Source organism: Neobacillus rhizophilus (genome assembly GCF_018343535.1).
In the GTDB taxonomy this organism is placed as follows: domain Bacteria; phylum Bacillota; class Bacilli; order Bacillales; family Cytobacillaceae; genus Neobacillus; species Neobacillus rhizophilus.
Window position 1 is genome coordinate 44,043 of record NZ_JAGYPF010000004.1, and the last position, 24,546, is coordinate 68,588.

Sequence of the window (24,546 nt, forward strand, 5' to 3'; positions counted from 1 at the left end):
ATAGCCATTTGGTGTTAGGAAATGAGCAGTCATGCTTTTCGACTGATCATTTCTAATACCGTACCAAACGAAGTGCGGTAGTAGTTTTATTTCTAAAAGTCTCAAATTTTACTGTCCACTTTCTTGACAGAAGACCACTAAAGGACAAAATTAGAAAGGGCGTTCACCAAAATGTCCAATAGGGCGCATCTAAAGGACAAAACAAGAAGAGGCAATCGCCAAAATGTCCAATAGAGGACTTCTACCCCTTATTCAACAGAGTCCTCGGATTCGCATTCAACACCATTAACGCGCAAATCAATATCCCCGACACAAACCAAATCGCTTTTGTTCCAAAATGTTGGGTGAACAGGGTTCCCAGTAACGCCCCCACTAAAAATGAAACGATCACAACGCTAAAATCGAAAAATTGCTGGATGCCTTGGCGGTTGCGAAGTACAAAAGCGGTATAGGCTGCTTCGGCCGCCGTACGCAAATTACCAGTCACCATCGCAGAATTATAGGGCCACTTAACCAAAGTCCGAAACGACGAAATTTGAACGGAAGACACGAACGCAATCGTTATAACCACAAACGTATTCGGCACGGCCGCTGGCAGGGCTCCGACAAACAAAAGGACAAGACTTTCCAAGAAAAGCACCGATCGGGCGGGATGGGGAAACTTCCTCGTAATAAACGGTTGTTTCAAGCTTTGAGCAACTACAACCCCGATTACAAACGCCAAAATAGGAGGTATATGCCTCAAACCTTGGTCCCAATTTCCTTTTGAAACCTCAACTCCCAACAATACAAGATTGCCGGTTTGGGAAGTTGCAAAAACCCCATCTCTGCTCACATACGTATAAGCATCCAAGAATCCGCCGATTAATGCCAGCAAGACACCCAATCCGACGGATTCAGGCGTTAAATGCGGTACTCTTTCAACTCCTCTATGTATTTGCTCCCGGACAGCATAAAGCGATACCTTCTTATTATAAGTTTTATCCATGAAGACTCTCCCCAAGCACGCTTTTCCTAATAGATTAACCATTTTTTCAACATATTACATATTAAAATAAGGTGTTCAGGCTATTTTCTTGGAACAAACGCAAAATAAATGATAAAAAGGAATTAGATAATGCTGACTGCGAAAGTCAGTTAGGGGGTTTTTTAGTGGAAATAGGTATTAGCACGTTTGTGGAAACTACGCCGGATGTCCAAACCGGCGAGGTGATAAGCCATGCCCAGCGAATTAGGGAAGTGGTTGAGGAAATCGTTTTAGCAGATCAGGTTGGGCTTGATGTATTTGGTGTAGGCGAGCATCATCGCGAGGATTATGCAGCGTCTGCACCTGCGGTGATTCTAGCGGCAGCGGCATCGCAAACAAAACGAATTCACCTAACTAGTGCTGTGACGGTTCTTTCCTCTGACGATCCAGTCAGGGTATTTCAGGATTTTTCAACACTTGACTGTATCTCGAACGGACGGGCCGAAATAATGGCTGGACGCGGTTCCTTTATTGAATCGTTTCCGTTGTTCGGATATGATTTAAGTGATTATAATGAGCTTTTTGATGAAAAACTAGAGCTTTTATTAAAGATCCGTGAATCGGAAAAAGTAACCTGGCGAGGAGGACACCGTCCTGCTATCGACAATCGCGGTGTTTACCCAAGACCGGTTCAGGACCCGCTGCCCGTATGGATTGGGAGCGGCGGCACGAGCGAATCGGTGGTCCGCGCTGGTCTGCTGGGGCTTCCATTAGTACTGGCAATCATCGGAGGAAGCCCATTTCATTTCGCACCGCTGGTAAAACTTTATAAACGGGCCGCTGTCCGCGCTGGTCATGACCCTGAAAAGCTTCCAGTTGCGTCTCATTCGCACGGATTCGTTGCGGAGACGACCGACGTAGCAGTGGAAAAGTTTTTCCCATCGACACAGTATGCTATGAACAAACTGGGACGGGAGCGCGGCTGGGGCCGATACGACCGTTCAAGCTTCGATGCCGCCCGCAGCTTTGAAGGGGCATTATATGTAGGCGATCCGCAAACGGTAGCCGCCAAGATTATTCAATTGCGAAAAAATGTAGGAATCACCCGTTTCATGCTGCATGTCCCTGTTGGCACCATGCCTCATAAAGACGTGATGAAAGCGATTGAGCTTTTAGGAAAAGAAGTGGCACCAATTGTCCGTGAGGAAGTTGCTAAATGGGAAGCGTCTGGCGGAGGAAAAGAATAGGTCTAAATAAAAGAAGGCATGCTTAAGTGGCATGCCTTTTGTGGTGTTATGATACATCTGTTAATTCAGATAAATGAACCAATTCGATGTGATGCAAGCTTCCGACTTCTTTAATTTCGCAGTACCCAGAAGTGTACTTAAAAAGGATGACATATCTCTTGCCATTGTAAATTACAGGAGTATTGTTGTCCATTCTATTCCCGCCTTCCGAAATTCTTATTTTCATTGTACAAACCTTTCTTTATTTTTATATGAAGCTTATTTTAAAAATATGTTATAGATTTGCGAAAAAAATCGAAAAATCGTGTTGGATTTTGGCTGAAGGTAGGACAAGCTAAAATTTAATACATGAATGTTAAAGGAGTTTAAACCGTGAAATCATATGAGATTAACAACATGATTATCGATGATGACTTTGGCGAAGAATATGTAACGGTGGATTTTATTCATCAGGAGAAACAATATAGTATTACATTCAAAAAATCGGACCTAGAAGTGATGAACAGATGGGTGTATGAGGATGGCACGTCTCTTCCGGCAGAAATACCGGAAGAGCTGATTGAATCAATCAGAGAAGATGTAAAAAATAGAATTTAAGGAATCCACCCGATAATTTGCAGTATGGTCAGGACAATTTCAAATAGGATGAGAATAACGATAATCCATTCCACGAACAGGCCTCGGATGGAGTGGCTGATGGTCGAGAAACCATCCATGATATTGTATAAGATGTCCGTTTTGCTTTTTAAGATTTTATAGCGGTCATTTAGTTCGAAAAATTCGATCATCCTATCATAAAAATCACTGGCCGTACTGCTGGTCCATGTGATGTCCGGCTTATCCAGAATCATGATATAGGCTAGGGTATTATACTCGTGCCGTACAATTTTCGCTGTTGTCCGGGCGAGTTCCTTGTTGCCGATTCTCAAGTTTCCTTTTTCAAGCCGGTCAATCATGTTTTCAAGCTTATCATGAATCTTTCCGAGTTGTTCTTCTGTTTTTTCGAGGGCCACTGATTTAGCCAGAACCGTGGAAATTAGCTCAGGATAGAAATCCTCAATTGCCGGGACTACCACGTATTCGTCAGCCAGTTCGAGGTTCTCGTTTTCTCCGATGTGCAGGCTGTAATCGTCTGTGTAATTGCCGGCAATGTTAAGGTCGACATCCGGCTCGAAGGAGCGAATAAAACGAAATACAATGTGGAAATCTTCTTCGTTTGTATGATTGATAAAGACGATACTGCCAAAGGAAAAGATCAATACCATTTGCATGTCGGAGACCTCTTGCATGAGGATTGACCGTAAAACATCTCTCTTCAGAACTAAAGGCTCCTCCCAGGTGAATTTTTTCGGTATTCCGCAATGAATGGCAATTTTGTTTAAATCAATTTCATTTGTGATGGCGAATGCTTTAAAGGTTATGGCCTCCATTGTTACCACCTTTGAGTAAATTTTCTAAGCTTATTAAAGTGTATTCGTTATGTAGCAACGAATTCCCTGCATTATTTTTGAAAAAGAACCCCATCGGATTTAAATCATAAATTCGGTTCCTTTGATATATTGTGCCAAACCTGATTGAATTTGACTAAAGGATTTTTCCAACAAATGATAAAAAACATAATAGCTTTTTCGCTCGGAAGCGATTAGTCCAACATCTTTTAGTAGTTTTATATGTTTAGAAACGGCACCCTCAGTCATTCCCATCAGTCCGGCCAGTTCTCTGGTCGACCGTGGCTTTTGGGATAAATATTTGACAATTTGAAGCCGGCTTAAGTCGCCTAATGCGTTGAACAACTTTAGTAAATCCTCTGGAGGCATGGGACGAGCAGCCTCCTGCTGATTTTCCATGATAGAGTAGTTAATCCCCACTGGTGTATGGGTACTGACAAATAGATGCGGCCAGGCGAAGTAGGAAGGAGCTAACAGTAAGACATCGTCTTTCTCAAAGCAAATCTCCCGTTTTGAAATTCTTCTGATAACGGCTTTCTTTTGATTAGGATGAATATCAATCTCCGGCGAAAGGCTTCCCAATAGCTGTAGGGGCCCATCCTTCATAAGCTTTCTGCCGCGGGAAGCAATATCCTTTAGAAAAAGTTCCTCTATTCTACTCCAGTCATCTTTCAAGCATGATTTCCAAAAATCCTCCAGAAACGTCAAAAATCTTTGTTTCACCTGTTCCGGTTTTTCCAACAATGCCAAGATAATTTCCTTTGATTCCGGGTAACGACTGCAAGCTAATTGGACAAATTCCTGTTGTTGATTCGTTTTTTTGGGGCCTAAGATGGTTTCTGCAACAGTTTGGAAAAATGCATCAGAAGAGCCGCAACTTAGTTTATTCAAATCCTCCCCAAAATCGCTGATTGTAGAATTCTCTTGTAGTCCCCAGAAAGTAACAATGGGCCGTTTATAAAAAATACTGAATGCATCAATTTCTTGTTTTAAAGCGGGGTTCACTTTCTTCCTGGCATTTATGACCCATGGGATATGGAGCGGGTGGTGCTTGCAATCGATCAACACGTGAAGGGCGATTAGAGTTTCGTGTGCGGCTGAGTACCCAAAAGATATTTGTTCAGATGATAGGTTTGTAACTTCTAAGGAAAAAGACATCGTGATCCCCCAACTGATTTACTCTTTGCTCAATAAGTAGTCCGGCTAAAGGCCGTCGTCATATAATTCCATTATAATACAGTCGGTAAAAAGGAGAGGAACTAGATGAACGGAGAATTTTACAGCAAGCATTTCGATCTGGAAAAAGTGGGGGAAGGGGTTTATGCCGCGATTGCAAAGGAAGGTGGCGGTGCGGTTGGAAACGCCGGCTTCGTAGATTTGGGGGATCAGACGATTGTGTTTGATACATTTAATACGCCGCAGGCAGCCGAAGATTTGAAAAGGGCAGCGGAAAGGGAAACCGCCCGTCCGGTTACATGGGTGGTGAATAGCCATTTTCATGGGGACCATATTCGCGGCAATCAGGTGTTTAAGGAAAGTACGATTATTTCTAGTCAAATCACGTATGAGAAAATGCGGGACATTCATCCGGCGCGAATTGAGCAACAGAAAAGGGGCATCTCGGAACTTACTCAATATATTCAAACTTTAAAAGAACAATTGGATCGGAATCATGATCACGAGTTGGCGAACAAAATCAGTTTTTTAATGGAAGTGGAAGCCTCCTTGCCTTCGCTTGAGTTAACACTACCCCAGCAAAGGCTTAATGACTTTATGGTTTTTATCGGAACCAAAAGAAGCGCAAAACTATTTACCCTAGGCGGCGGACATTCCTACTGCGATGCCATGCTCTTGATTCCGGAAGAAAAGGTCTTATTTATGGGAGACTTATTATTTGTCCAAACCCCGCCAACATACTTTGAAGAATCAAACTCTCAGCAATGGATGGAAATTCTAGAAATTGTAGAAAACCTTGATTTTACTATAGCCGTACCAGGCCACGGCCCAGTTGGAACAAAGAACGATGTAAGAAGCATGAAAACGATGCACGGGGACGGTTCTCGTGTTTCAAAATGAACGATTCAACTTCTTCAAATATCATGAGGTACCTACAAGCTTCTGAATGGTTATAGAGCGGCAGTATTCCTTCATAAAATAATAATGGCGTTTGAGAATAAAATGTTTAGTATTTTTTAAGGGGGAGCTCAACATGAATAACACCTTTGCCAAGACTGCCAGCTTTGAGCATGCTTTCTGGCTGCAAATACTTGGAGACCATTCGCGGTTTATTTACGAGGCACTGGCACCCGTTCAAAAAGAGGAGATTGAAAAAGCAGTCAATTTCATTGGGATATTCGATAGTCTTTTGAATCAAGTAAAAACAACTGATCCAAAGCAAATGGCAGCCCAAGCAGAACCAGAGGTAATGAGACTTCGGGAATTTAAATTAGACATGTTACGTAAACACCTGATTGGAAAAATCAAAATCCACCTTTCCCCAACCTTCCTCAACCATATGGTCAACGAATTAGAGGAATATGTACGGATTTTAAAGCACTTGAAAGCAGGGCAGGTCCCGCCTGTCTACCATGAAGTGCATCATCATCTTGTTTGGTTATTGGATGCTGCCGGCCATTCGGATGCTATATCCTCTAATTTGGATGGTGTGGAAAAAAATTAAGAGAGAAAAGTGATACATTTACGAAGCATTTTGAGGCGTTTTATTTAAAGGCAGTCGAGATGGCAGGTTACTTAAGGACCAATCTGGCGGCTTTTCCGGCTTTGGCAAAATTTAATGCGGACGCAACCTTGGAAATCAAGCTTTTTCAAAACTTTTTAAAAGAAATAGAGGAGCTGGAGTTAAGCAATCAGGCATTGGGAACATTTGCCCCGTTAATGGCGGACCATATGTGGCGGGAGGAATGCTATTATCTTACCAAACTGGCGGAAGCAGCCAATCTGGAAATGCCGAATTGTGACCCCACGAAGCCGAGGCTTCAGGATTAAATTTATGCGTGACAGCCTACCATAATTATGTTACTATAAGAAAAAATAAATCTCCTTTAATATGGTCCAGAGAGGCCAAAAAGGGTTGTACGGAAACACTCATATATCTTTTTGTGTATATGAAACCCTTTTGTCTCTTTACCGACGGAAGGGTTTTTATTTTTGCAAAAGTATCTTTTAATCAGGGTCCAGAGAGGCTCGAAAGGAGAATGACAGCAATGAATTATCAGAAAAAAACAGTAGTTGCATCAGTTGCAGGTTTAACGTTAGAAGGAATGGACATCATGTTTATTTCCTTCGCCATGTCCATGATTATTGCCCATTTTCATATTGATATGGCAACTGGCGGACTTATTTCTTCAATTACCAATTTGGGAATGCTTGTTGGGGGAACGATTTTTGGTATATTAGCAGATAAGTTTGGCCGAGTAAAAGTTTTCACCTATACGATTATTTTGTTTGCCATCGGAACAGCGTTAACTGGTTTGGCCACAAATATTGAACAAGTATATATCTTTCGTTTTATCGCAGGCCTAGGTGCAGGCGGAGAGTATGGAATTGGTATGGCGCTAGTTGCAGAAGCATGGCCAAAGAACAAGCAGGGGCGCGCTTCCTCCTATGTAAGCGTCGGTGCCCAATACGGTGTTATCCTTGCCGCGCTGCTAAGTGCCCTCATTCTCCCAACTTGGGGATGGAGAGGATTGTTCTTCGTCGGAATTATCCCAGTAATCTTTGCCTTTATGGTTCGTAAAAACTTGGACGAATCGCCGGAATGGGTGGCCGCCAAACAAGAGAAGAAGTTGGTTAAAAAACAAGGGAATTTAAAGCAATTGTTTGCGACTCGCAGAACGTCCTTTATTACAGTAGCTTTGGCTATCATGGCAACCGTGCAAATTGCCGGCTATAATGGCTTAATGATTTGGCTGCCATCAATGCTTCAAAAATCACAAGGTTTGTCGGTATCAGGTTCCGCACTTTGGACGATCAGCACGGCGGTTGGAATGATTGTCGGGATGTTAACATTTGGACAATTTATCGATCGCTTCGGAATGAAACGAACATACGGAATCTTCTTATTAGCTTCAGCAGTAGCAGTATTTTTATACTCGTACGCATCAGGAAGTGCCGGTGTCTTAATCGGCGGTGCCATCGTCGGATTTTTCGCAAATGGAATGTTTGCCGGCTATGGTGCTTTGATTAGCCACTACTATCCTGTAGAAGTGCGCAGTACCGCCACTAACACGATTTTCAACTTTGGCCGGGCGCTTGGCGGATTATCACCGATTTTAGTAGGATTTATCCTGCAACATGCGAACGTAACAGTTGCCATGGGCTACCTCGCAGTGCTTTACTGTGTATCCTTTATTGCGATGCTCAGCTTGAAAAAGGGAAAGGCGGAGCAAACACAAGAACGCTTCGTTTCTACTGCAAAGGCAGTGTAACTTTTATAAAAAGCCGTTACCGGTGGGTTTTGGGCCCCGGTAATGGCTTTTTTAGTGTGTAAATAGAGAAATTTTTAAAAAAGGAATGGTACAATGGTAATATAATAGTACTATTGAACAACTGGAGGACAAAATAAGAATGTACAGCTTTAAAAATGATTACAGTGAAGGGGCGCACCCTAGAATTTTAAATGCTTTAGTGGAATCTAATCTTGTGCAGGAGGACGGATATGGCGAGGACCGCTATACCATTGAAGCGATTAAACTTATCAAAGAAAAACTGGAGCGTACTGACGTAGATATCCATCTTTTAGCTGGTGGTACGCAAACGAACTTAACCGCAATTTCTGCTTTCTTAAGACCACATGAAGCGGCGATGGCAGCAAGTACTGGCCATATTCTTGGACATGAAACAGGAGCCATCGAAGCGACCGGGCATAAAGTCATTTCAATTGAAACGAAGGATGGCAAGTTGAATCCTTCGCATCTTCAGGCAGTTCTTGACGGACACCCGGATGAGCATATGGTGAAGCCGAAGCTAGTGTATATCTCCAATTCCACTGAAATTGGAACTATTTATAAAAAGAACGAACTGGCGGCATTAAAAGATTTTTGTGATGAAAACAATCTGATTCTATATATGGACGGCGCGAGACTAGGGTCGGCATTGTGCTCCTCGGAGAATGATCTTCAGTTATGTGACCTTCCGTCATTGGTAGACGCCTTTTATATAGGCGGTACGAAGAACGGTGCACTGATTGGGGAGGCGTTAGTGATTTGCCGTGATTCGCTGAAGGAGGATTTCCGCTATCATATAAAGCAAAAGGGCGGGCTTTTGGCAAAGGGAAGACTGCTGGGCATCCAGTTTCTTGAACTTTTTCGGGACAACCTGTTTTTTGACCTGGCAGGGCATGCGAATAAACTGGCGGAATTGCTTATTGCTGAAATAAAGAAATTTAATGTTTCTTTTTTGACCGAGTCACCATCTAACCAAATTTTTCCGATTCTCCCGAATGCGGTGATCGTGGAATTGGAAAAGAAGTATGGGTTTCATATTTGGGAAAAGGTAGATTCCGACCACTCAGCCATCCGCCTTGTTACCTCTTGGGCGACAAAAGAGGAAAAGGTGTTGGAGTTTATTAAAGATTTGAAAAAGGTAATTGGATAAAATTGATTTAATCAAACAAAGTACCGGGCAAAGGTAAACCTGCCCGGTTCTTCTATATAAACTATCTTTTAAACACATGATCCCCAATCGAGGCGGTTGTCGTTCTCGTATCAAGCCAGCGGCTGGTTGAAATTGCTGGATTATAGAAGAATAATGAATCTCCTACTAGTTTCCTTTTCTCGTTCAATGCTTCCCGCACTGCTTTAATAGAATCCACATCTGCGGGTTTATTAATGGCCCCATTGCGGACAGGCTGGAATTGCCCCTTTTGATATATAACCTCTCTAATCGAGTTAGGGAATGCCGAACTCGTAACACGATTTAAAACAACGCAGGCAACGGCCACTTTTCCTTCGTAAGGCTCAATCTCTGCCTCGGCCCTGACCAATCGCGCCAACAAATCTAGTTCTTGTTCTGAATATCCTTGATTCTCTTCAAGTTTTAACGCGGCAGATGCCGCCGCAGCCCGCACAGCAACTGTCCTTGCTACCGTCATTTCAGCCTCAGAATCATTAGTATGTATAGTTTGTCCAACATAAATCAAATCGAGGTTTTGAACCTGCGGGTTCCGATTCGCTAAATCTTGTAAAGTCATATTATGTTCTCTTGCAATCTTAGTCATCGTATCCCCGGTTTTAACCGTATAAGCAAAAACAGGTGAAGCAAATAAGAGTGATACTACTATTGTTAAAGTCGCTATTAATTTTATCATTGGTATTTCCCTCCTGGTTGATTTAACGTAATCTCTTAGTGTCTATTTCTATGAATTGAAAAAAAAGAATAGTATTACAGTTTGATTTCATAGAAATAACAATTGTGTTATGTTGAAAAAATATAAAGGAGGTCGCTGATAATCGGAAACTAACAGAAAATATGAATTTGCTAGTTTTTAAAGAAAAATCTATATTTAGAAGCTATAATGAAAAAAGAGATTTTTTAAGGGGGTGTGCATCATGAAGACCATCAAAGTTTCCCTTCAAACCAAGATATTCGGGCTGGTTCTAATCCTTAGTCTCATATTGATTTTGTTGTTGACCGGATTTTACAGTTATATGGAAAGCAAACAAATCGAGGAAAACAAAGGAAGGCTGGCACTGGAAATCTCGAGAACAGTTTCATACATTCCGACCATTATCGATGCATTTAAATCGGATGACCCATCCATAACTATTGAGCCTATTGCGGAAAAAATTCGCAAAGAAACGGGTGCTGAGTTTGTTGTAATTGGGAATAAAGATGGGGTCAGATACTCGCATCCTGAAAAAACAAAACTTGGCCGGAAGATGACCGGAGGAGATAATGACAGGGCCCTTACTAAAGGGGAGTACTATGTCTCCAAGGCGAAAGGGACACTTGGACCATCGATAAGGGGAAAATCCCCGATTTTTAACAAACAGGGAGAGATTATTGGAATTGTGTCAGTCGGATTTCTTCTCGAAGATGTCAATCAGCAAATTACCGATAACATCAGAAGGGTATTGATCGTTTCATTATTTGCCTTATTCATTTCGCTAATCGGCAGTATTCTACTAGGCCGCAACATCCGCAGGGATACAATGGGGCTTGAACCGTACGAAATTGCCACCCTTTATAAGGAGAAAAACGCAGTCCTCCATTCTGTTAAAGAAGGGATTCTAGCAATCAATCAAGGTGGTTACATCACCATGATGAATCAACAGGCGAAGGAGCTTCTGCAGCTGCAAGGGACCGTAAGAAACAGGAAAGTGGATGGGCTGTTTCCTTCCAACTATCTTTATGAGGTGTTAAAAACAGGAATCTCGCAAACGGACAAGGAAATGGTTTGGAATGATAAAACCGTGATCGTGAATTGTACGCCAATCATGGATGGAAAAATCGGCATTAAAGGCGTCGTGGCATCTTTCCGTGACAAAACGGAAATTGAGCAAATGATTAATACCATATCTGAAGTAAAAAGATATTCGGAGGACCTCCGTGCCCAGACCCACGAATTTACCAACAAACTTTACTTTTTACTGGGCTTGTTACAGCTTGGGGAATACAACGAAGCCATCGAGATGATTCAAGGTGAAACCCAGGCACTTCAGTTTCAGAATTCGGTTGTTTTTAAGCAAATACAAGATACAAAAATACAGGCCATTTTATTAGGGAAATTAGGAAAAGCATCAGAAAAGAAAATAAACTTTGAGATTAATACAGACAGTTACTTGGAAGCAATGCCTGTCCATATTAAGCTTTCTAACCTCATTGTCATTCTGGGAAACTTGATTGATAATGCCTTTGAAGCTGTTTACCGAAGTAAAGACCCTGTTGTTAAATTCTTTGCAACAGATATCGGAAGTGATATCATTTTTGAAGTTTCTGATAACGGGAAAGGGTTTGATGAGGCTGAAATTCCGCTCCTTTTTGAACGGGGCTATTCCTCTAAAATGGGTACGGCACCGCGAGGATTTGGCTTGTCGAATGCTGAACAGGCTGTATTAGAATTGAATGGGATGATAGAGGCGCAAAGCAATTCTGAAAGCGGCGCTATTTTTACCGTTTATATTCCAAAGAACGCGCAAGGGGATGAGATGGTTGGATAGGATCAAAACGGTTATTGCGGAAGATGATTTTCGAATCGCTGATATGCATGAAAAATTCTTAAATATGTTTGAAGAAATAGAAGTTGTAGGCAAAGCATTAAATGGTGAACAGACACTTCAAGTGCTTGAGAAGGAAAACCCTGATTTTCTTCTTCTTGATGTGTATATGCCTGATATGCTGGGTTCCGATCTTTTGCCTGCGATACGAGAAAAGTATCCGAAGGTTAGTATTATTATGATCACGGCGGCAACCGATAAGGAATTTCTAGAAAAAGCTTTAAATTACGGGGTCGAAAATTACCTGATCAAGCCGGTAAACAAAGAAAGATTTGATGATGTTATCCAGGAATATATCAAAAAGCGTACCTTGCTTTCTTCCACCCAGGAAATTAATCAAAACTATGTAGATCTTCTATTTAGGCATGGAAAAGCGGAAAGAGAAGGCAAAAGCAAAAGCAAAAGCAAAAGCGTAGTGCTGCCAAAAGGTATTGATGAAATAACACTAGGAAAAGTAAAAGCTGTTTTTCAGGCAAGGAAAGATGGCCTTTCGGCAGAGGAAGTTGGCAAAGAAATTGGCGCCTCCAGGATTACAGCAAGAAGATATCTGGAATATCTCTCCTCCAAACAGGAGGTAAAAGCAGAAGTGGTCTACGGAATTGTCGGCAGGCCAGAACGAAAATATTATCTAGTTTCATGAAGGAAGGTGGGAATGATGCCTTCTTTTTTTTTGCTAATAAGAAAGTATAAATTCAACTACGCCTCTGTCTTCGTCCTCGCGGACTCGCCAATCGGCGAGTTTTCATTTATGGGAAAATTAGCCTCTTGTGAACAATATGTACAAAATCTACTTAAATTACGTTAAAAACTTTATTTTGGTAACGTTTTCACTGCCGAATATTTTGATTATATTTAATTTACAAACAAAAGGGGTGACTACAATGCTTGCTATTTTAGGATTTTTAATGATTATTATTTTTATGACATTGATTATGACAAAACGCCTTCCCGCAATGATAGCGCTAATCGTTGTACCTGTTATTTTTGCATTGATTGGCGGGTTTGGGAAGGAAATGGGGCCGATGGCGCTTGAGGGGATCAAGAGTGTAGCTCCAACCGGAATAATGATTCTGTTTGCGATTCTGTTTTTTGGAATAATGATTGATGCGGGAGTGTTTGACCCCATCATTTCGACGATTTTGAAAGTGGTAAAAGGAGACCCGGTCAAAGTAGCCATTGGAACGGCTGTCCTTGCCCTATTAATTTCTCTTGACGGGGATGGGACGACCACCTATATGATAACGATTTCAGCGATGCTGCCATTGTATAAACGGATTGGCATGAGACCTTTAACACTTGCCGGAATTGCCGTATCGGCTTCTGGCGTCATGAACCTCCTTCCATGGGGCGGTCCAACCGCAAGAGCGATGACTGCTTTGCATATGGAAATGTCAGATATTTTTACACCGGTAATCCCAAGTATGGCGGGTGGAATCGTGTTCGTCTTGTTTATGGCCTTCGTGCTTGGAAGAAAAGAGCGGAAACGGGTCGGTGTCCTGCAAATCGATCCTGGCACTAGCAATATGGTAGCTGCAACTTCAGAGGCTGCCTACCTAAAACGTCCTAAGTTAATTCTTATAAACTATGCTCTGACGATTACTCTATTAGTAGCACTAATCCAAGAGTGGCTTCCAACAACAGTCTTGTTCATGCTTGGATTTGCTATTGCGATTACGCTTAACTACCCACGCTTAAGCGATCAAAAGGAACGAGTTGCCAACTATGCAGACAATGCCTTGTCAGTTGTTTCAATGGTGTTTGCGGCAGGGATTTTTACAGGTATTTTGACAGGTACAAAAATGGTAGATGCCATGGCAACTACAATGATTTCCTATATTCCGGATTTTCTAGGTTCACATTTTGCTGTGATTACAGCGATTATTAGCGCACCATTAACCTTTTTCATGTCAAATGATGCTTTCTATTATGGGGTGCTGCCTTTGCTTGCTAAAGCAGCGAGTGTATATGGAATCGACCCGGCATTTCTTGGACGGGCATCATTGTTAGGACAACCTGTGCACTTATTAAGCCCTCTTGTCCCTTCGACCTACCTCTTGGTTGGAATGGTTGGCGAAGACTTCGGCGACCTGCAGCGCACTTTCCTGAAATGGGCATGCGGCTCGACATTGGTGATGATGGTGGTTGCAATTGTTTTAGGCATTATTCCTTTTTAATAGAAAAGTAGGCTGGGGGATTCAATATGTGGATTATTACCGTCTTTTTAGGAAAAAATAATGTCTCAATGTATGAATTTTATTCTGAGCTAGAAGCAAGGGAAGCGTTTGGCAATGTATCAGGTTGCAAATTTCTTTCTGAGGTGATTTATTATAACGATAAAGAATAAATAGGATTTTTTGTTTTATATAGAGAGAGAAGGTTTTTCAATGAATATACTGTTTCATATTTTGCTCGATATCATTTTCCCGATCTTTGTGTTAATCGTGGCAGGTGCCATCTTGCAGCGGACTGTTAAGCTAAATTTATCTACACTGTCAACTTTGACAGTGTATTTCTTATTACCGGCAGTTTGTTTCGTTAATATTTATCAGAGCAAGTTGCCGAATGCGGTCGTTAGTCAGACTTTAGGTTTTTTAATGCTGTTTAACTTTATTCTAATTCTTATCAGTATGGTAATTGCAAAAGCAAACAAATTTGACCGCAAGCTGTCGTCCACATTTAAAAACAGTATGGTCTTAAGCAATTCCGGAAATTACGGTCTACCGGTCAGCGAAATGGCTTTTGCCGGGAATCCGATCGCCATGTCCATCCAAATAATCATCATGATTTTTCAAAACATACTCACATTTACTTACGGTTTATATAACTGTGTTTCTGCCCAAAGCAGCGGAATGGAAGTTTTGCGTAAAATTATGCGGCTACCGGTGATTTACGCTCTATTGTTGGCCGTATTGTTGAAATGGCTCCATGTGGAAATTCCCTTTTATATTTGGAAGCCAATTGAAAATGCATCAACCGCCTTTTTGGCTGTAGCGCTAGTTACATTAGGTGCCCAGGTCGCGTATTTAAAAATTTCTCACATTTCTCGGCCCATAGTTTGGATTGTCATCGGCAGGCTGATTATTTCGCCAATTGTTGGTTTTTTCGTTATCACGGTTCTTGGTCTTAAAGGGATTACTGCACAGGCATTATTTATTGCCAGTTCCTTTCCCACATCGAGAAATAGTTCCCTGCTTGCGCTTGAGTATGACAATTATCCGGAATATGCCTCGCAAGCGGTACTGTTAACGACCATTATAAGCAGTATTACCGTTGCCATTGTAGTGTACCTATCGAAAATTCTTTTTGCGGCTTAAATGCACGTATTAGACAGGCCAATTTTTCAATGGATAAGTCTAAATTCGCAAAAAATGAATATTTTCATAGTAGATAAGGAGGCGATAAGGTGAAATCAATCGGCATCTTGGGGGTAGGTCAAGCAGGAGGAAATATTGCTGAAATTGCAACGACGATGGGCTTTCAAACTGCCCTTATCAATACTAATCAACGTGATGGGGCAGTCAATACAAAGGTTGAAAAGAAATTTTTTGTCCCCGGGTATAATGGCGCAGGACAGGACCGTTCAGTCGGTTTACGGGCGGTTCACGAACATTATCGGGAACTGATTGACTTTGTTAAAAAATCCTTTAAAAACGTTAAGCTGATATTCGTTGCATTCTCGACTGATGGCGGCACCGGGTCGGGGATGAGTCCGTTGTTAATTGATATTTTATTAGACCAGCTGCCGGGTATGAACATTGGGGCAATTGCGGTTGTGCCTGAACGGAATGTGCTGGCGGGGAATCGGATCAATGCAGCTGAATGCATTGAGCAGATTTCCAAAATTGAAGGCATTTCTTCCGTATTTCTAGTGGATAACGATCAAATGCGTAGAGTAAATCCGCAATCAAGCAAGCAGCAAATTTATTTTCAGTCTAACCATCAGGTTATGCAGGCCATCAGCCATGTCCTGGAAGTAACACAAAAGAGTTCATTTTACGGCAATTTTGATGAAACGGATTTGATGAATATCCTCAATACAAGAGGAGTAACGTTGATTTCGTCGGCACCCGTTACTAATGCGGAGACGACGGCAGAAGTGGCCGAAAGCATTCAACGCTCTTGGGCAAACTCCATCTTTTGCCCTGTCGATACAGTCGGGGTCATTAGGGCAGGACTTATATATGAAGGGCCGGAGACAGTCACGAAACTCATAAATGCGCCGTCTATTTTTGAGGGGATCGGGGAGCCTTTAGAGCTATTTGAGGGAACCTATATAACAGAAGGGGATCCGACGATTACGACAATCTTGGCAGGGCTGTCTTTCCCAAGGCGCCGCCTGCAATCCTTGGAGGAATCACTGGAGAAAAACAAAGAGCGTCTGCAATATCTCGTCAAGAAGGAACATGCAGAGAGATATGAATCCTCCGTTTCCTGGGCATCCAATCTGAAAGCAAAACCGCCTGAACGAAAGTCTTCAGGAGTAACCTCCAAGTTGTCAAAGTATCAGAAATAGGGTAGTTAAAAGGGCATCCTCTTATGGGGTGTCTTTTTTACGCAGAAATTGTTGGTAGAGTTTTAACTGAAAAGAGATATTACAGATTGGCTGATAGCCGATTGGGAGATATGAAGTTTCTCAGCCGTTTTTGAAAAGGATTGGTATTTTGCAACTGAAACGATAAATTCTAATTGTTCAATTTGCAAGCTTGTTCCCCCTTATGTGTTAGTTCTTAGAAAGTGTTAATAAGAAATTCAACGTCGAAAGGAAGATTCCTTTAAATATTGTAACTGGAGGTAGTTTATAAATATTAAATTTTTATTAATGGATAGATAAACCAATTGACAGGAAAAAGGAATATGTGCGATTATAGGTAACACAAATTATTTCGCATACGAAATATTCGTATAGTAAATAATACCTAAAAAGGAGGAGGGGACATGAAGACTGCCTATAACAGTGAGATCCTGAATTCATTTTCAGATATAAGCAAGCTTCTTTTTAAAGTTTCGAAAAAAGATGCTGATAAGAACGGATTAACCGTTGTTCAGCTGAAGGCTTTGTATAAAATTTCCCAGCGTCCAAATCTGGGATTAGTGGAACTGGCAGAAATCCTAAAATTAACGAACAGCACCGTCAGCGGGGTAGTCGACCGGCTGGTGCACAGCGGTTTTGTTGAACGCCGCAATCCGCCCCATGATCGCCGTGCGATCACGATTCATCTGACGGAAAAAGGCGAAGAAAAATTGGAACAAGCGATATTGAATGAATCAGAGCTTGTCCAAAAGCTTAACAAGATTAAGCAATTGCCGGAAGAGGATATTCAGCAGTTATTGCGCATTCACAAGCAAATCCAAGATATTTTAAGTGAATAAAGGAGGACTTCATATTTATGAACGCAAAACGCATGATCATATTAAATGTCATACTATTGATTATTTTAGTGGGTGGAGGCTTTGCAGGTTATTATTACTTTAATCAATCTGTGAATTATTTATCCACCGATAACGCCCAAATTGCCGGCCAGCAGGTAAGTGTTGCTGCACCTGCAACTGGAAAATTGTCAAACTGGACAGGAAAGACAGGAGATACATTTTCAAAGGATAACTCCATGGGTACAGTTCAAATGGTTAGTGACAAAGGGGCGGTCGATATAGACATTAAAGCTCCTGCAGATGGAACAATTGTCCAAACAACAGCTGTCGAAAATACAATGGTTGCAGCAGGAACACCGCTTGCCGTCACCTATGACCTTGATCATTTATGGGTAACTGCCAATGTCAAAGAAATCGATTTGGATGATGTAAAGGTTGGCCAGGATGTCGATATTTATGTTGATGCTTTTCCAAATATCACGCTAAACGGCAAGGTTGAAGAAATTGGCTTGGCAACAGCCGGCACTTTCTCACTTTTACCAAAAAACAATGCTTCAGGAAACTACACAAAAGAAACACAGGTCGTTCCTGTCAAAATTTCGCTTGATCATTATGGAGAAAGATTAGTTCCTGGTATGAATGTGACAGTGCGAATTCATAAGTAGGTGATGACATGTCCATATACCTTACAGGTTATATTCTAATATCGGTCCTTCTATTATTATTTGTAAATGTAATGTTGAAAAAACAAAATAAATCTAAAAAACAGGAACTGCAGGCGGAAAATGTTGACCAGCCTGAACAGGAAAATAGCACTGCTTTAGTGAAAGAAGAAGTGCAGTCTTTTGAAGACGAACAACCTGGACAAAAGCCCCAAACTGAAGCGGTGGAAAAGACGAAAGAAAAAGAACAACCAGCAAGAAAACCAGACGCCAATTCCTCAAGAGCGGAGAAATTTGAAGGGAAACGTGGCAAAGTGGTTGCAGCCATGATGCTTGGTGCATTTGTGGCGATTCTGAATCAAACATTATTGAATGTGGCGATTCCGCATATTATGAATGATTTAGGCATCTCCGCAAGCACGGTTCAATGGCTTTCAACAGGATATATGTTAACGAACGGTATCATTATTCCTATCACCGCTTTTTTAACGGCAAGACTTGGGACGAGGAAATTATTTATTTTTGCCGTCATATCCTTTACCCTGGGATCCGTTATCTGCTCGATTTCGCCAACCTTTTCGTTGTTAATGCTGGGAAGGATTGTCCAGGCAGCGGGTGCCGGTATCATTATGCCGCTCCTGATGACTGTATTTCTGACCATATACCCTCCAAATCAACGTGGAGCGGCAATGGGGCTTATGGGTGTCGCCATGCTGTTTGCTCCGGCGATTGGTCCGACTCTTTCAGGATGGTTGATTGGTCATTATGATTGGCGTGTGTTATTTGATATTGTTATTCCCTTTGGCATTTTGTCCATTATCCTTGCGAGTGTTTGGATGGTGGATGTCATTGAAATTTCAAAACCAAAATTCGATACACCCGGGTTCATTTTATCTACGGTTGGTTTAGGGTTCTTGCTATATGGTTTCAGTGAGGCAGGAAATAATGGCTGGGACAGCATTCAAGTGGTGGTTTCATTATCAATCGGAGTCATTGGTTTAATCGCATTTATTTGGCGGGAATTGACCACAGACCAGCCGATGCTGGAATTGCGTGTGTTCAAATATGACATCTTTGCCCTAACGACGATCATTGGGATGATCATTAATATGGCGATGTTTGCAGCGATGATCTTGCTGCCAATCTATCTGCAAAATATCCGCGGCTTTACTGCATTGGATTCAGGTCTGTTAATGCTGCCTGGTGCCATTGTCATGGCGGTTATGATGCCAATTTCCGGACGGCTATTTGATAAAATGGGTGCGCGCTGGCTGGCTGTGTTTGGTCTAATTATTACGGTCGTCACGACATGGCAATTTACGAAACTAACGATGTCTACATCGTATGGCTATATTATGCTGCTTTATGTTATGCGAATGTTTGGGATGTCTTTCTTAGCGATGACGGTTCAGACAGAGGGGATGAATCAATTGCCATTAAGGCTGGCAGGACATGGAACATCCGCTTCAAATACGGCAAGAACCGTTGCCGGAAGCCTTGGTACAGCCTTTCTAGTTACCGTTATGACAACAAGAAGTGAATTCCATTCTGCGAATTTCACAAATGTGATCACAAGTGCTAACCCATACCTTGCAGCTAAATTATCTGGACTGGGTCAGGGACTTGCCGCTATGGCAGGGATTCCTGTTCAACAAGGGAAGATGCTGGCAACCTATTCTATCTATGGTGAAGCCATGAAGGAAGCCACGATTAGCGGTATCAATGACGCTTTTGTCGTTGCGACGGGAATTGCAGCAGTTGCTTTGGTGCTGGCATTCTTTATCAAAAGAGCAAGACCTAGTGCTGAAAAATAGTAATTTTACCAAGAAAAAATGCCTGCCGGAGTGGCAGGCATTTTTTTTAATAAATTTTATCTCCATTAAAGATCGAATTCTTCACGACAACATAGTCAACCGTACGAATATCCTTCAATTTGTTTCCGCCTGCATAGGAGATAGAGGATTGAAGATCCTGCTCCATCTCAATTAATGTATCGATTAATTTTCCTTTATGTTCTACGTACATTTTTTTGCCTTCGACATTTTTTCGTTCGCCTTTTTGGAATTCTGAAGCAGAACCGAAATATTCCTTAAAGCACTTTCCATCCTTTTCGAATGTTTCACCAGGAGATTCTTCGTGACCTGCGAATAACGAACCAATCATCACCATGGATGCCCCGAAACGGACAGACTTAGCGATATCACCGTGGGTGCGGATACCGCCGTCCGCGATAATCGGCTTGCTAGCGGCTTTTGCGCACCATCTTAGGGCTGCCAGCTGCCAGCCTCCAGTACCGAATCCGGTCTTAATTTTCGTAATACATACTTTACCTGGTCCAATACCGACCTTAGTTGCATCGGCACCAGCATGCTCTAACTCTCTTACGGCTTCAGGTGTTCCAACGTTACCAGCGATGACAAAGCTGCCAGGAATTAGTTTTTTAATATGCTTAATCATATCAATAACGGCATTGGAATGTCCATGGGCGATATCGATGGTAATAAACTCGGGTGTCAAGTTTTCATCGGCAAGCTGCTGGACGAATTCATATTCTCCTTCTTTCACTCCTACGCTGATGGATGCGATTAGGCCGCGTGCTTGCATATCTTTCACAAAGTCAAGACGCGTTTCCGGCTGGAAACGGTGCATGATATAGAAGTAACCGTTTTCGGCTAAGAAAATAGCAATTTTTTCATCGATGATCGTCTGCATATTTGCAGGGACGACCGGTAATTTAAATTTATGACCTCCAAATTCGACGCTTGTGTCACACTCAGAACGGCTCTTTACGATTGATTTTGCGGGAATTAGTTGAATATCTTCGTAATCAAATACTGTATCCATGAAATTACACTCCTAAACACGAATATTATATAAAGTTTATGTTTTTATTGTTCGTACATTTGATAATTTACAGCATTTTTATCCAAATGTCAAAACATTTTCATTTTTATTTTTTCTAAATTAATGTAACACAATGGACCGAGTTTCATTCTAAAGTAGCAATCTAGACAATCTTTTTAAAAAGAAAATACAAGCAGGCTAACAAAGTGTTGGGGGCAGACTCCAGCACTTTTATAACGTTTAACTATAGACGAATTGAATACTTCTATTAAAAATCAATATTTTACGAAGGGACAATTTATATGGTTAAATAAAACAAAATATTCAATTAATTCGGAAACAAAACTATTAGTTATCTCACAAAAAGTTTTGTGTATTTGAAAAACTGATTAAGGAGGAAATCAACAGTGAAGTACAATTTTGACATCGAAATTAATAGGCATAATACAGCTTCGGCAAAATGGGATGAAACAGAGAATTTATTCGGGGAAAAGAATTTACTTCCCATGTGGGTGGCTGATATGGACTTTCAATCACCGGCGCCAGTAATCGAAGCAATCATCAAAAAGGCTGAGCATGGAATCTTTGGCTACACCACACGTCCAGATTCATATTATCGTGCAATTATCGATTGGATGCAGGAAAGGTACAACTGGAGTGTACAAAAAGAATGGATTTGCTATAGTCCAGGTGTGGTACCGGCATTAAATTATCTTGTGCAAACCTTTACGAATCCTGGAGACAAAATTGTGATCCAGCCCCCGGTTTATTATCCGTTTACTAATGCGATTGTCAATAATAACCGTCAAGTTGTTTATAACCAGCTAAAACATGAAAACGGTAATTACTCAATGGACCTTGAAGACCTGCGAGATAGAATCGATGAGAACGTCAAGATGCTGATTCTCTGCAATCCTCATAACCCATCAGGACGTGTCTGGACAAAAGACGAGTTGACTGAGCTAGGGAAGATTTGTATTGAGAACAACATTCTCATTGTGTCCGATGAAATCCATTGTGACTTAGTTTTTAAAGGAAAGACGCATACAGTCTTTGCCTCCATTTCTGAAGAATTTGCTGAGCATACCATTGTCTGTACGGCTCCTAGCAAAACCTTTAATTTAGCAGGCTTGCAGACTTCCAATATCATCATCCCCAATCAAAAGCTGAGAGATGAATTTAATGCGACCATGAATCGATTGTCTCTAAGACATACGAATACATTTGGGATTGCCGCAACTGAAAGCGCTTATCGTTTTGGCGGTGAATGGTTAGAACAAGTTGTTGATTATATTGAAAAAAACTTGAATTTCCTGAGCGAATATATGGAAAACAATATCAAGGAAATCAAAGTTATTAAACCTGAGGCAAGCTATCTTGTCTGGCTGGACTGTCGGGAACTTGGTTTGGATAAAGAAGGTCTCAAACAACTCATGTTAAAGCACGGCAATGTTGCTTTTAATCAAGGCTACACCTATGGACCGGGAGGGGAAGGATTTATTCGAATGAACATCGGCTGTCCGAGATCCATTTTAGAAGAGGGGCTAAGAAGACTGGAAAAGGCAGTAAAAAGTCATCAGGGTACTGCGGCAAAAATTTAAATATAAAAAACTAGTAAAAAAGGGAAGGTGAAGGGAATTTGAGTAATCAGGAAGCAAAATTGAAGAAGGTTTTGGGTCTAGGAGATACGATGGGAATTGCGGTAGGTCAAATCATTGGAGCAGGTATCATGTCCCTTACTGGGATCGCGATTGGTATGACCGGAACTGGTGTGGTTTTGGCTTTTGTTCTATCATCAATCTTTACCTTGTTTAAGGTAATGCCAACTGCCATTATGGGAGCAGCAATTCCAACAACCGGGGGATTTTACCGATATTCCAGTCGTCTCTTATCACCTAAGTTAGGGTTCTTCTGGCTTCTGCTGTTCATCATTACACAATTAACCATTGCATTGTATGCGCTATCATTTGCGGATTACTTACAAAGCTTGTATCCTAGTGTCCCTATTAAACTAGTTGCTTTTATCATGTTAACAGTTTTCTATATCACCAACCTTGTCGGCGTAAAAGTGGCCGCAATTGCTGAAAAAATTATGGTCATCGTCTTGGTCATTTCCCTTGGTTTGTTCGTGGCGTGGGGGGTTCCGGAGATTAATTATTCCGTATTTAACACGAGAGAAATGTTCCCAGGAGGAATTACCGGTTTCCTTTCGGCAGTCGCATTGCTCTCATTTGCTACAGGAGGCGCTCAATATGTTGCCGAACTGGGCGGAGAAATGAAAAATCCAGGCCGTGATATACCCCTAACGATTATCACAACAACGGTTGGAGTCGGAATTCTTTATGCGCTCATGGCGGCCGTTGCTTCAAGTGTTCTGCCAGTTGCCGACGTGGCCAATAAGCCTTTGACGGAAGTAGCCAGAACAATCCTGCCTGAGCCTGTTTTCTTCTTCTTTATTATTGGCGGTGCGATGTTTGCGCTGGCGACCACCTTAAATGCACAAATGTCATGGGCAACGAAAGGAATCCTGATTGCCTGTGAAGATGGCTGGCTGCCAAAGAAACTAGGGGTAGTTAGCAGTAAGTTTGGTACACCAATTTTGATTCTAACACTTTTTTATCTGATTGGATTAATTCCGATAATTTCAGGATTTTCTCTAACCGTAATTGCATCATTAGGAAGCGGCATCGGATTTTTTGCTAACCTCATTCCGATTATCGCGGCAACGCAGCTTCCGAAAAAATATCCGGAGTTATATGAGAAATCAAAATTCAAATTTAATCCAAGGACCTTATACGGGATTGTCGGGATTGCAATCGTCCTTTCCGTGGTTCAAGGCTATCTTCTGCTGAAAAACTTAACTGCCGGCTTGCTAGTTGGAGTGTTAATTTACATTGTTTGTTCTGCTTTTTATGTCATGATTGCGTCGAAGTCACAAAAATTAAAATCAGGAGAAGAGTTAGGTTTTAATGCTGAGCCTGAGCTAGAATCTGACATTAACATAAAGGCACTGTAATGAAAATGAATTTGTTCAATTAATATACGGGAATAGGAGACTCAATTCAATTCCAAAATAGGCTTTGAGTCTTCTTTTTAAAAGAGGGGGAATAAATATGAGTAATGAAAGTTTGTACAAAAAATCGGATCGCAGAAGACTTTCGGAGTTAGCAAAACTGGCACCCGAAACCTATCGTGCTTTTGGTGCTTTTAATCAAAAGGCAATGGCGGAAGGCTTACTGTCGGTGAAATTGAAGGAACTGATTGCTGTCGCTGTTGCTCATGTCACCGGATGTCCCTACTGTATTGAAGCCCATGTCGGTCAAATCAAACGCCTTGAAGTATCGAAAGAGGAAATGCTTGAAGCCATCATGGTTGCGACAGCGCTGAAAGCCGGATCTGCTGCAGGCCATGGCGCCAATGCGCTCCAGGCATACGACGGAACAGATGAAGATGACCTTTATACATTATCGAATATGAAACGATTGAAGGATTTTCGTGAAGAAAACGCCGAGTTATTCCGTTCCTATTTGGGATTTAGCCATCAGGCGATGAAGCCGGGTCTATTAAGCCAAAAAGAAAAAGAATTTATAGCAGTAGCCGTGGCCCATGTGACTGGTTGTGCCTATTGCATCGATGCCCACACAAAAACAGCAAAGAAACTAGGAGCAACAATGGAAGAATTAACGGAAGCGATTTTTGTCGCCACCGCTTTAAAAGCAGGTTCCGCGCTTGCTCATAGTATTAATGCATTAAATGCCTACGGAGAGTAAG

At 41.7% G+C, this 24,546-nt stretch carries 24 protein-coding genes and 1 pseudogene; 18 read left to right on the plus strand and 7 right to left on the minus strand.

The features are described 5' to 3' along the window. Positions 1-241 precede the first annotated feature (241 nt). On the minus strand, positions 242-988 hold the full coding sequence (locus KHA99_RS18435) for a YoaK family protein (RefSeq protein WP_213118967.1): 747 nt from the start codon (positions 986-988) through the stop codon (positions 242-244). Positions 989-1,152: 164 nt separating this feature from the next. Between KHA99_RS18435 and KHA99_RS18440 the strand changes: the two genes are divergently transcribed. Beyond that, positions 1,153-2,214 (plus strand): LLM class flavin-dependent oxidoreductase, encoded by a 1,062-nt coding sequence (locus KHA99_RS18440; RefSeq protein ID WP_213118968.1) that lies wholly within the window; start codon positions 1,153-1,155, stop codon positions 2,212-2,214. 46 nt (positions 2,215-2,260) lie between these two features. Here the strand turns inward: KHA99_RS18440 and KHA99_RS18445 are convergent, their stop codons facing one another. Further along, positions 2,261-2,407 (minus strand): hypothetical protein, encoded by a 147-nt coding sequence (locus tag KHA99_RS18445; RefSeq protein WP_213118969.1) that lies wholly within the window; start codon positions 2,405-2,407, stop codon positions 2,261-2,263. Positions 2,408-2,586: 179 nt separating this feature from the next. Here KHA99_RS18445 and KHA99_RS18450 point away from each other — a divergent pair, with 179 nt between their 5' ends. Continuing rightward, positions 2,587-2,811, plus strand: coding sequence for a hypothetical protein (locus KHA99_RS18450; RefSeq protein WP_213118970.1), 225 nt, complete (start codon positions 2,587-2,589; stop codon positions 2,809-2,811). On the opposite strand, the gene KHA99_RS18455 is transcribed toward KHA99_RS18450, so the two are convergent. Together KHA99_RS18455 and KHA99_RS18460 are read right to left on the minus strand one after the other, a co-directional pair. Beyond that, positions 2,808-3,644: an RMD1 family protein gene (locus KHA99_RS18455; protein ID WP_213118971.1), complete on the minus strand. Its 837-nt coding sequence runs from the start codon at positions 3,642-3,644 to the stop codon at positions 2,808-2,810. The genes KHA99_RS18450 and KHA99_RS18455 overlap by 4 nt on opposite strands. A 99-nt stretch (positions 3,645-3,743) precedes the next feature. Continuing rightward, positions 3,744-4,820: an ArsR/SmtB family transcription factor gene (locus KHA99_RS18460; protein ID WP_213118972.1), complete on the minus strand. Its 1,077-nt coding sequence runs from the start codon at positions 4,818-4,820 to the stop codon at positions 3,744-3,746. 105 nt (positions 4,821-4,925) lie between these two features. On the opposite strand from KHA99_RS18460, the gene KHA99_RS18465 reads away from it, so the two are divergent. The 4 genes and pseudogenes from KHA99_RS18465 (at position 4,926) to KHA99_RS18480 (ending at position 9,278) form a co-directional block, all read left to right on the plus strand. Beyond that, positions 4,926-5,738, plus strand: coding sequence for an MBL fold metallo-hydrolase (locus KHA99_RS18465; RefSeq protein WP_213118973.1), 813 nt, complete (start codon positions 4,926-4,928; stop codon positions 5,736-5,738). A 133-nt stretch (positions 5,739-5,871) separates the two neighbouring features. Continuing rightward, a pseudogene (locus KHA99_RS18470) lies at positions 5,872-6,668 on the plus strand (DUF2935 domain-containing protein). Positions 6,669-6,886: 218 nt separating this feature from the next. Continuing rightward, positions 6,887-8,110, plus strand: coding sequence for an MFS transporter (locus KHA99_RS18475; RefSeq protein WP_213118974.1), 1,224 nt, complete (start codon positions 6,887-6,889; stop codon positions 8,108-8,110). Between the two features lie 139 nt (positions 8,111-8,249). After that, positions 8,250-9,278: a threonine aldolase family protein gene (locus KHA99_RS18480; RefSeq protein WP_213118975.1), complete on the plus strand. Its 1,029-nt coding sequence runs from the start codon at positions 8,250-8,252 to the stop codon at positions 9,276-9,278. Positions 9,279-9,339: 61 nt separating this feature from the next. Here the strand turns inward: KHA99_RS18480 and KHA99_RS18485 are convergent, their stop codons facing one another. Continuing rightward, on the minus strand, positions 9,340-9,990 hold the full coding sequence (locus KHA99_RS18485) for a cell wall hydrolase (RefSeq protein ID WP_213118976.1): 651 nt from the start codon (positions 9,988-9,990) through the stop codon (positions 9,340-9,342). Positions 9,991-10,231: 241 nt separating this feature from the next. Here KHA99_RS18485 and KHA99_RS18490 point away from each other — a divergent pair, with 241 nt between their 5' ends. From KHA99_RS18490 to KHA99_RS18515, 6 genes are all read left to right on the plus strand, one after another. Then, positions 10,232-11,842, plus strand: coding sequence for an ATP-binding protein (locus tag KHA99_RS18490; protein ID WP_213118977.1), 1,611 nt, complete (start codon positions 10,232-10,234; stop codon positions 11,840-11,842). Continuing rightward, positions 11,835-12,539, plus strand: coding sequence for a response regulator (locus tag KHA99_RS18495; protein WP_443677941.1), 705 nt, complete (start codon positions 11,835-11,837; stop codon positions 12,537-12,539). Before KHA99_RS18490 ends, KHA99_RS18495 begins: the two co-directional genes overlap by 8 nt. A 241-nt stretch (positions 12,540-12,780) precedes the next feature. Further along, the gene (locus KHA99_RS18500) at positions 12,781-14,073 is read left to right on the plus strand and encodes a CitMHS family transporter (protein ID WP_249366772.1); all 1,293 of its coding nucleotides are present in this window, start codon (positions 12,781-12,783) and stop codon (positions 14,071-14,073) included. A gap of 26 nt (positions 14,074-14,099) precedes the next feature. After that, positions 14,100-14,243 (plus strand): hypothetical protein, encoded by a 144-nt coding sequence (locus KHA99_RS18505; RefSeq protein WP_213118979.1) that lies wholly within the window; start codon positions 14,100-14,102, stop codon positions 14,241-14,243. A gap of 40 nt (positions 14,244-14,283) precedes the next feature. Continuing rightward, the gene (locus KHA99_RS18510; protein ID WP_213118980.1) at positions 14,284-15,213 is read left to right on the plus strand and encodes an AEC family transporter; all 930 of its coding nucleotides are present in this window, start codon (positions 14,284-14,286) and stop codon (positions 15,211-15,213) included. Positions 15,214-15,302: 89 nt separating this feature from the next. Continuing rightward, positions 15,303-16,412, plus strand: a complete 1,110-nt coding sequence (locus tag KHA99_RS18515) for an FtsZ/tubulin family protein (protein WP_213118981.1) — start codon at positions 15,303-15,305, stop codon at positions 16,410-16,412. Positions 16,413-16,474: 62 nt separating this feature from the next. Here KHA99_RS18515 and KHA99_RS18520 read toward each other — a convergent pair whose 3' ends face one another. Then, the gene (locus KHA99_RS18520; RefSeq protein WP_213118982.1) at positions 16,475-16,600 is read right to left on the minus strand and encodes a LysR family transcriptional regulator; all 126 of its coding nucleotides are present in this window, start codon (positions 16,598-16,600) and stop codon (positions 16,475-16,477) included. Between the two features lie 234 nt (positions 16,601-16,834). On the opposite strand from KHA99_RS18520, the gene KHA99_RS18525 reads away from it, so the two are divergent. From KHA99_RS18525 to KHA99_RS18535, 3 genes are read left to right on the plus strand one after another with little or no spacing between them, the layout of a single operon-like run. Continuing rightward, positions 16,835-17,269: a MarR family winged helix-turn-helix transcriptional regulator gene (locus KHA99_RS18525; RefSeq protein ID WP_213118983.1), complete on the plus strand. Its 435-nt coding sequence runs from the start codon at positions 16,835-16,837 to the stop codon at positions 17,267-17,269. Positions 17,270-17,286: 17 nt separating this feature from the next. Next, complete coding sequence (locus KHA99_RS18530) at positions 17,287-17,934, plus strand: HlyD family secretion protein (protein WP_213118984.1); 648 nt, start codon at positions 17,287-17,289, stop codon at positions 17,932-17,934. An 8-nt stretch (positions 17,935-17,942) separates the two neighbouring features. Continuing rightward, a complete protein-coding gene (locus KHA99_RS18535; RefSeq protein WP_213118985.1) occupies positions 17,943-19,745 on the plus strand; it encodes a DHA2 family efflux MFS transporter permease subunit in 1,803 nt (600 codons plus the stop codon). Positions 19,746-19,791: 46 nt separating this feature from the next. Here KHA99_RS18535 and guaC read toward each other — a convergent pair whose 3' ends face one another. Then, the gene (guaC, locus tag KHA99_RS18540; RefSeq protein ID WP_213118986.1) at positions 19,792-20,775 is read right to left on the minus strand and encodes a GMP reductase; all 984 of its coding nucleotides are present in this window, start codon (positions 20,773-20,775) and stop codon (positions 19,792-19,794) included. A gap of 407 nt (positions 20,776-21,182) precedes the next feature. Here guaC and KHA99_RS18545 point away from each other — a divergent pair, with 407 nt between their 5' ends. From KHA99_RS18545 to KHA99_RS18555, 3 genes are all read left to right on the plus strand, one after another. Continuing rightward, positions 21,183-22,376 carry a MalY/PatB family protein gene (locus tag KHA99_RS18545; RefSeq protein ID WP_213118987.1) on the plus strand — a complete coding sequence of 398 codons (1,194 nt, stop codon included), beginning with the start codon at positions 21,183-21,185 and terminating at the stop codon, positions 22,374-22,376. A 38-nt stretch (positions 22,377-22,414) separates the two neighbouring features. After that, complete coding sequence (locus KHA99_RS18550) at positions 22,415-23,791, plus strand: APC family permease (protein ID WP_249366773.1); 1,377 nt, start codon at positions 22,415-22,417, stop codon at positions 23,789-23,791. A 97-nt stretch (positions 23,792-23,888) separates the two neighbouring features. Next, positions 23,889-24,545: a carboxymuconolactone decarboxylase family protein gene (locus KHA99_RS18555; protein ID WP_213118988.1), complete on the plus strand. Its 657-nt coding sequence runs from the start codon at positions 23,889-23,891 to the stop codon at positions 24,543-24,545. Position 24,546 lies beyond the last annotated feature (1 nt).

Excerpts from the sequence above, each read along its gene's own strand:
- KHA99_RS18445 (WP_213118969.1), bottom strand. The coding sequence starts at position 2,407 with ATGGACAACAATACTCCTGTAATTTACAATGGCAAGAGATATGTCATC.
- KHA99_RS18535 (WP_213118985.1), top strand. The coding sequence starts at position 17,943 with ATGTCCATATACCTTACAGGTTATATTCTAATATCGGTCCTTCTATTA.
- KHA99_RS18510 (WP_213118980.1), top strand. The coding sequence starts at position 14,284 with ATGAATATACTGTTTCATATTTTGCTCGATATCATTTTCCCGATCTTT.
- KHA99_RS18480 (WP_213118975.1), top strand. The coding sequence starts at position 8,250 with ATGTACAGCTTTAAAAATGATTACAGTGAAGGGGCGCACCCTAGAATT.
- KHA99_RS18475 (WP_213118974.1), top strand. The coding sequence starts at position 6,887 with ATGAATTATCAGAAAAAAACAGTAGTTGCATCAGTTGCAGGTTTAACG.
- KHA99_RS18465 (WP_213118973.1), top strand. The coding sequence starts at position 4,926 with ATGAACGGAGAATTTTACAGCAAGCATTTCGATCTGGAAAAAGTGGGG.
- KHA99_RS18435 (WP_213118967.1), bottom strand. The coding sequence starts at position 988 with ATGGATAAAACTTATAATAAGAAGGTATCGCTTTATGCTGTCCGGGAG.
- KHA99_RS18530 (WP_213118984.1), top strand. The coding sequence starts at position 17,287 with ATGAACGCAAAACGCATGATCATATTAAATGTCATACTATTGATTATT.
- KHA99_RS18505 (WP_213118979.1), top strand. The coding sequence starts at position 14,100 with ATGTGGATTATTACCGTCTTTTTAGGAAAAAATAATGTCTCAATGTAT.
- KHA99_RS18500 (WP_249366772.1), top strand. The coding sequence starts at position 12,781 with ATGCTTGCTATTTTAGGATTTTTAATGATTATTATTTTTATGACATTG.
- guaC (WP_213118986.1), bottom strand. The coding sequence starts at position 20,775 with ATGGATACAGTATTTGATTACGAAGATATTCAACTAATTCCCGCAAAA.
- KHA99_RS18460 (WP_213118972.1), bottom strand. The coding sequence starts at position 4,820 with ATGTCTTTTTCCTTAGAAGTTACAAACCTATCATCTGAACAAATATCT.
- KHA99_RS18455 (WP_213118971.1), bottom strand. The coding sequence starts at position 3,644 with ATGGAGGCCATAACCTTTAAAGCATTCGCCATCACAAATGAAATTGAT.
- KHA99_RS18525 (WP_213118983.1), top strand. The coding sequence starts at position 16,835 with ATGAAGACTGCCTATAACAGTGAGATCCTGAATTCATTTTCAGATATA.
- KHA99_RS18555 (WP_213118988.1), top strand. The coding sequence starts at position 23,889 with ATGAGTAATGAAAGTTTGTACAAAAAATCGGATCGCAGAAGACTTTCG.
- KHA99_RS18485 (WP_213118976.1), bottom strand. The coding sequence starts at position 9,990 with ATGATAAAATTAATAGCGACTTTAACAATAGTAGTATCACTCTTATTT.
- KHA99_RS18490 (WP_213118977.1), top strand. The coding sequence starts at position 10,232 with ATGAAGACCATCAAAGTTTCCCTTCAAACCAAGATATTCGGGCTGGTT.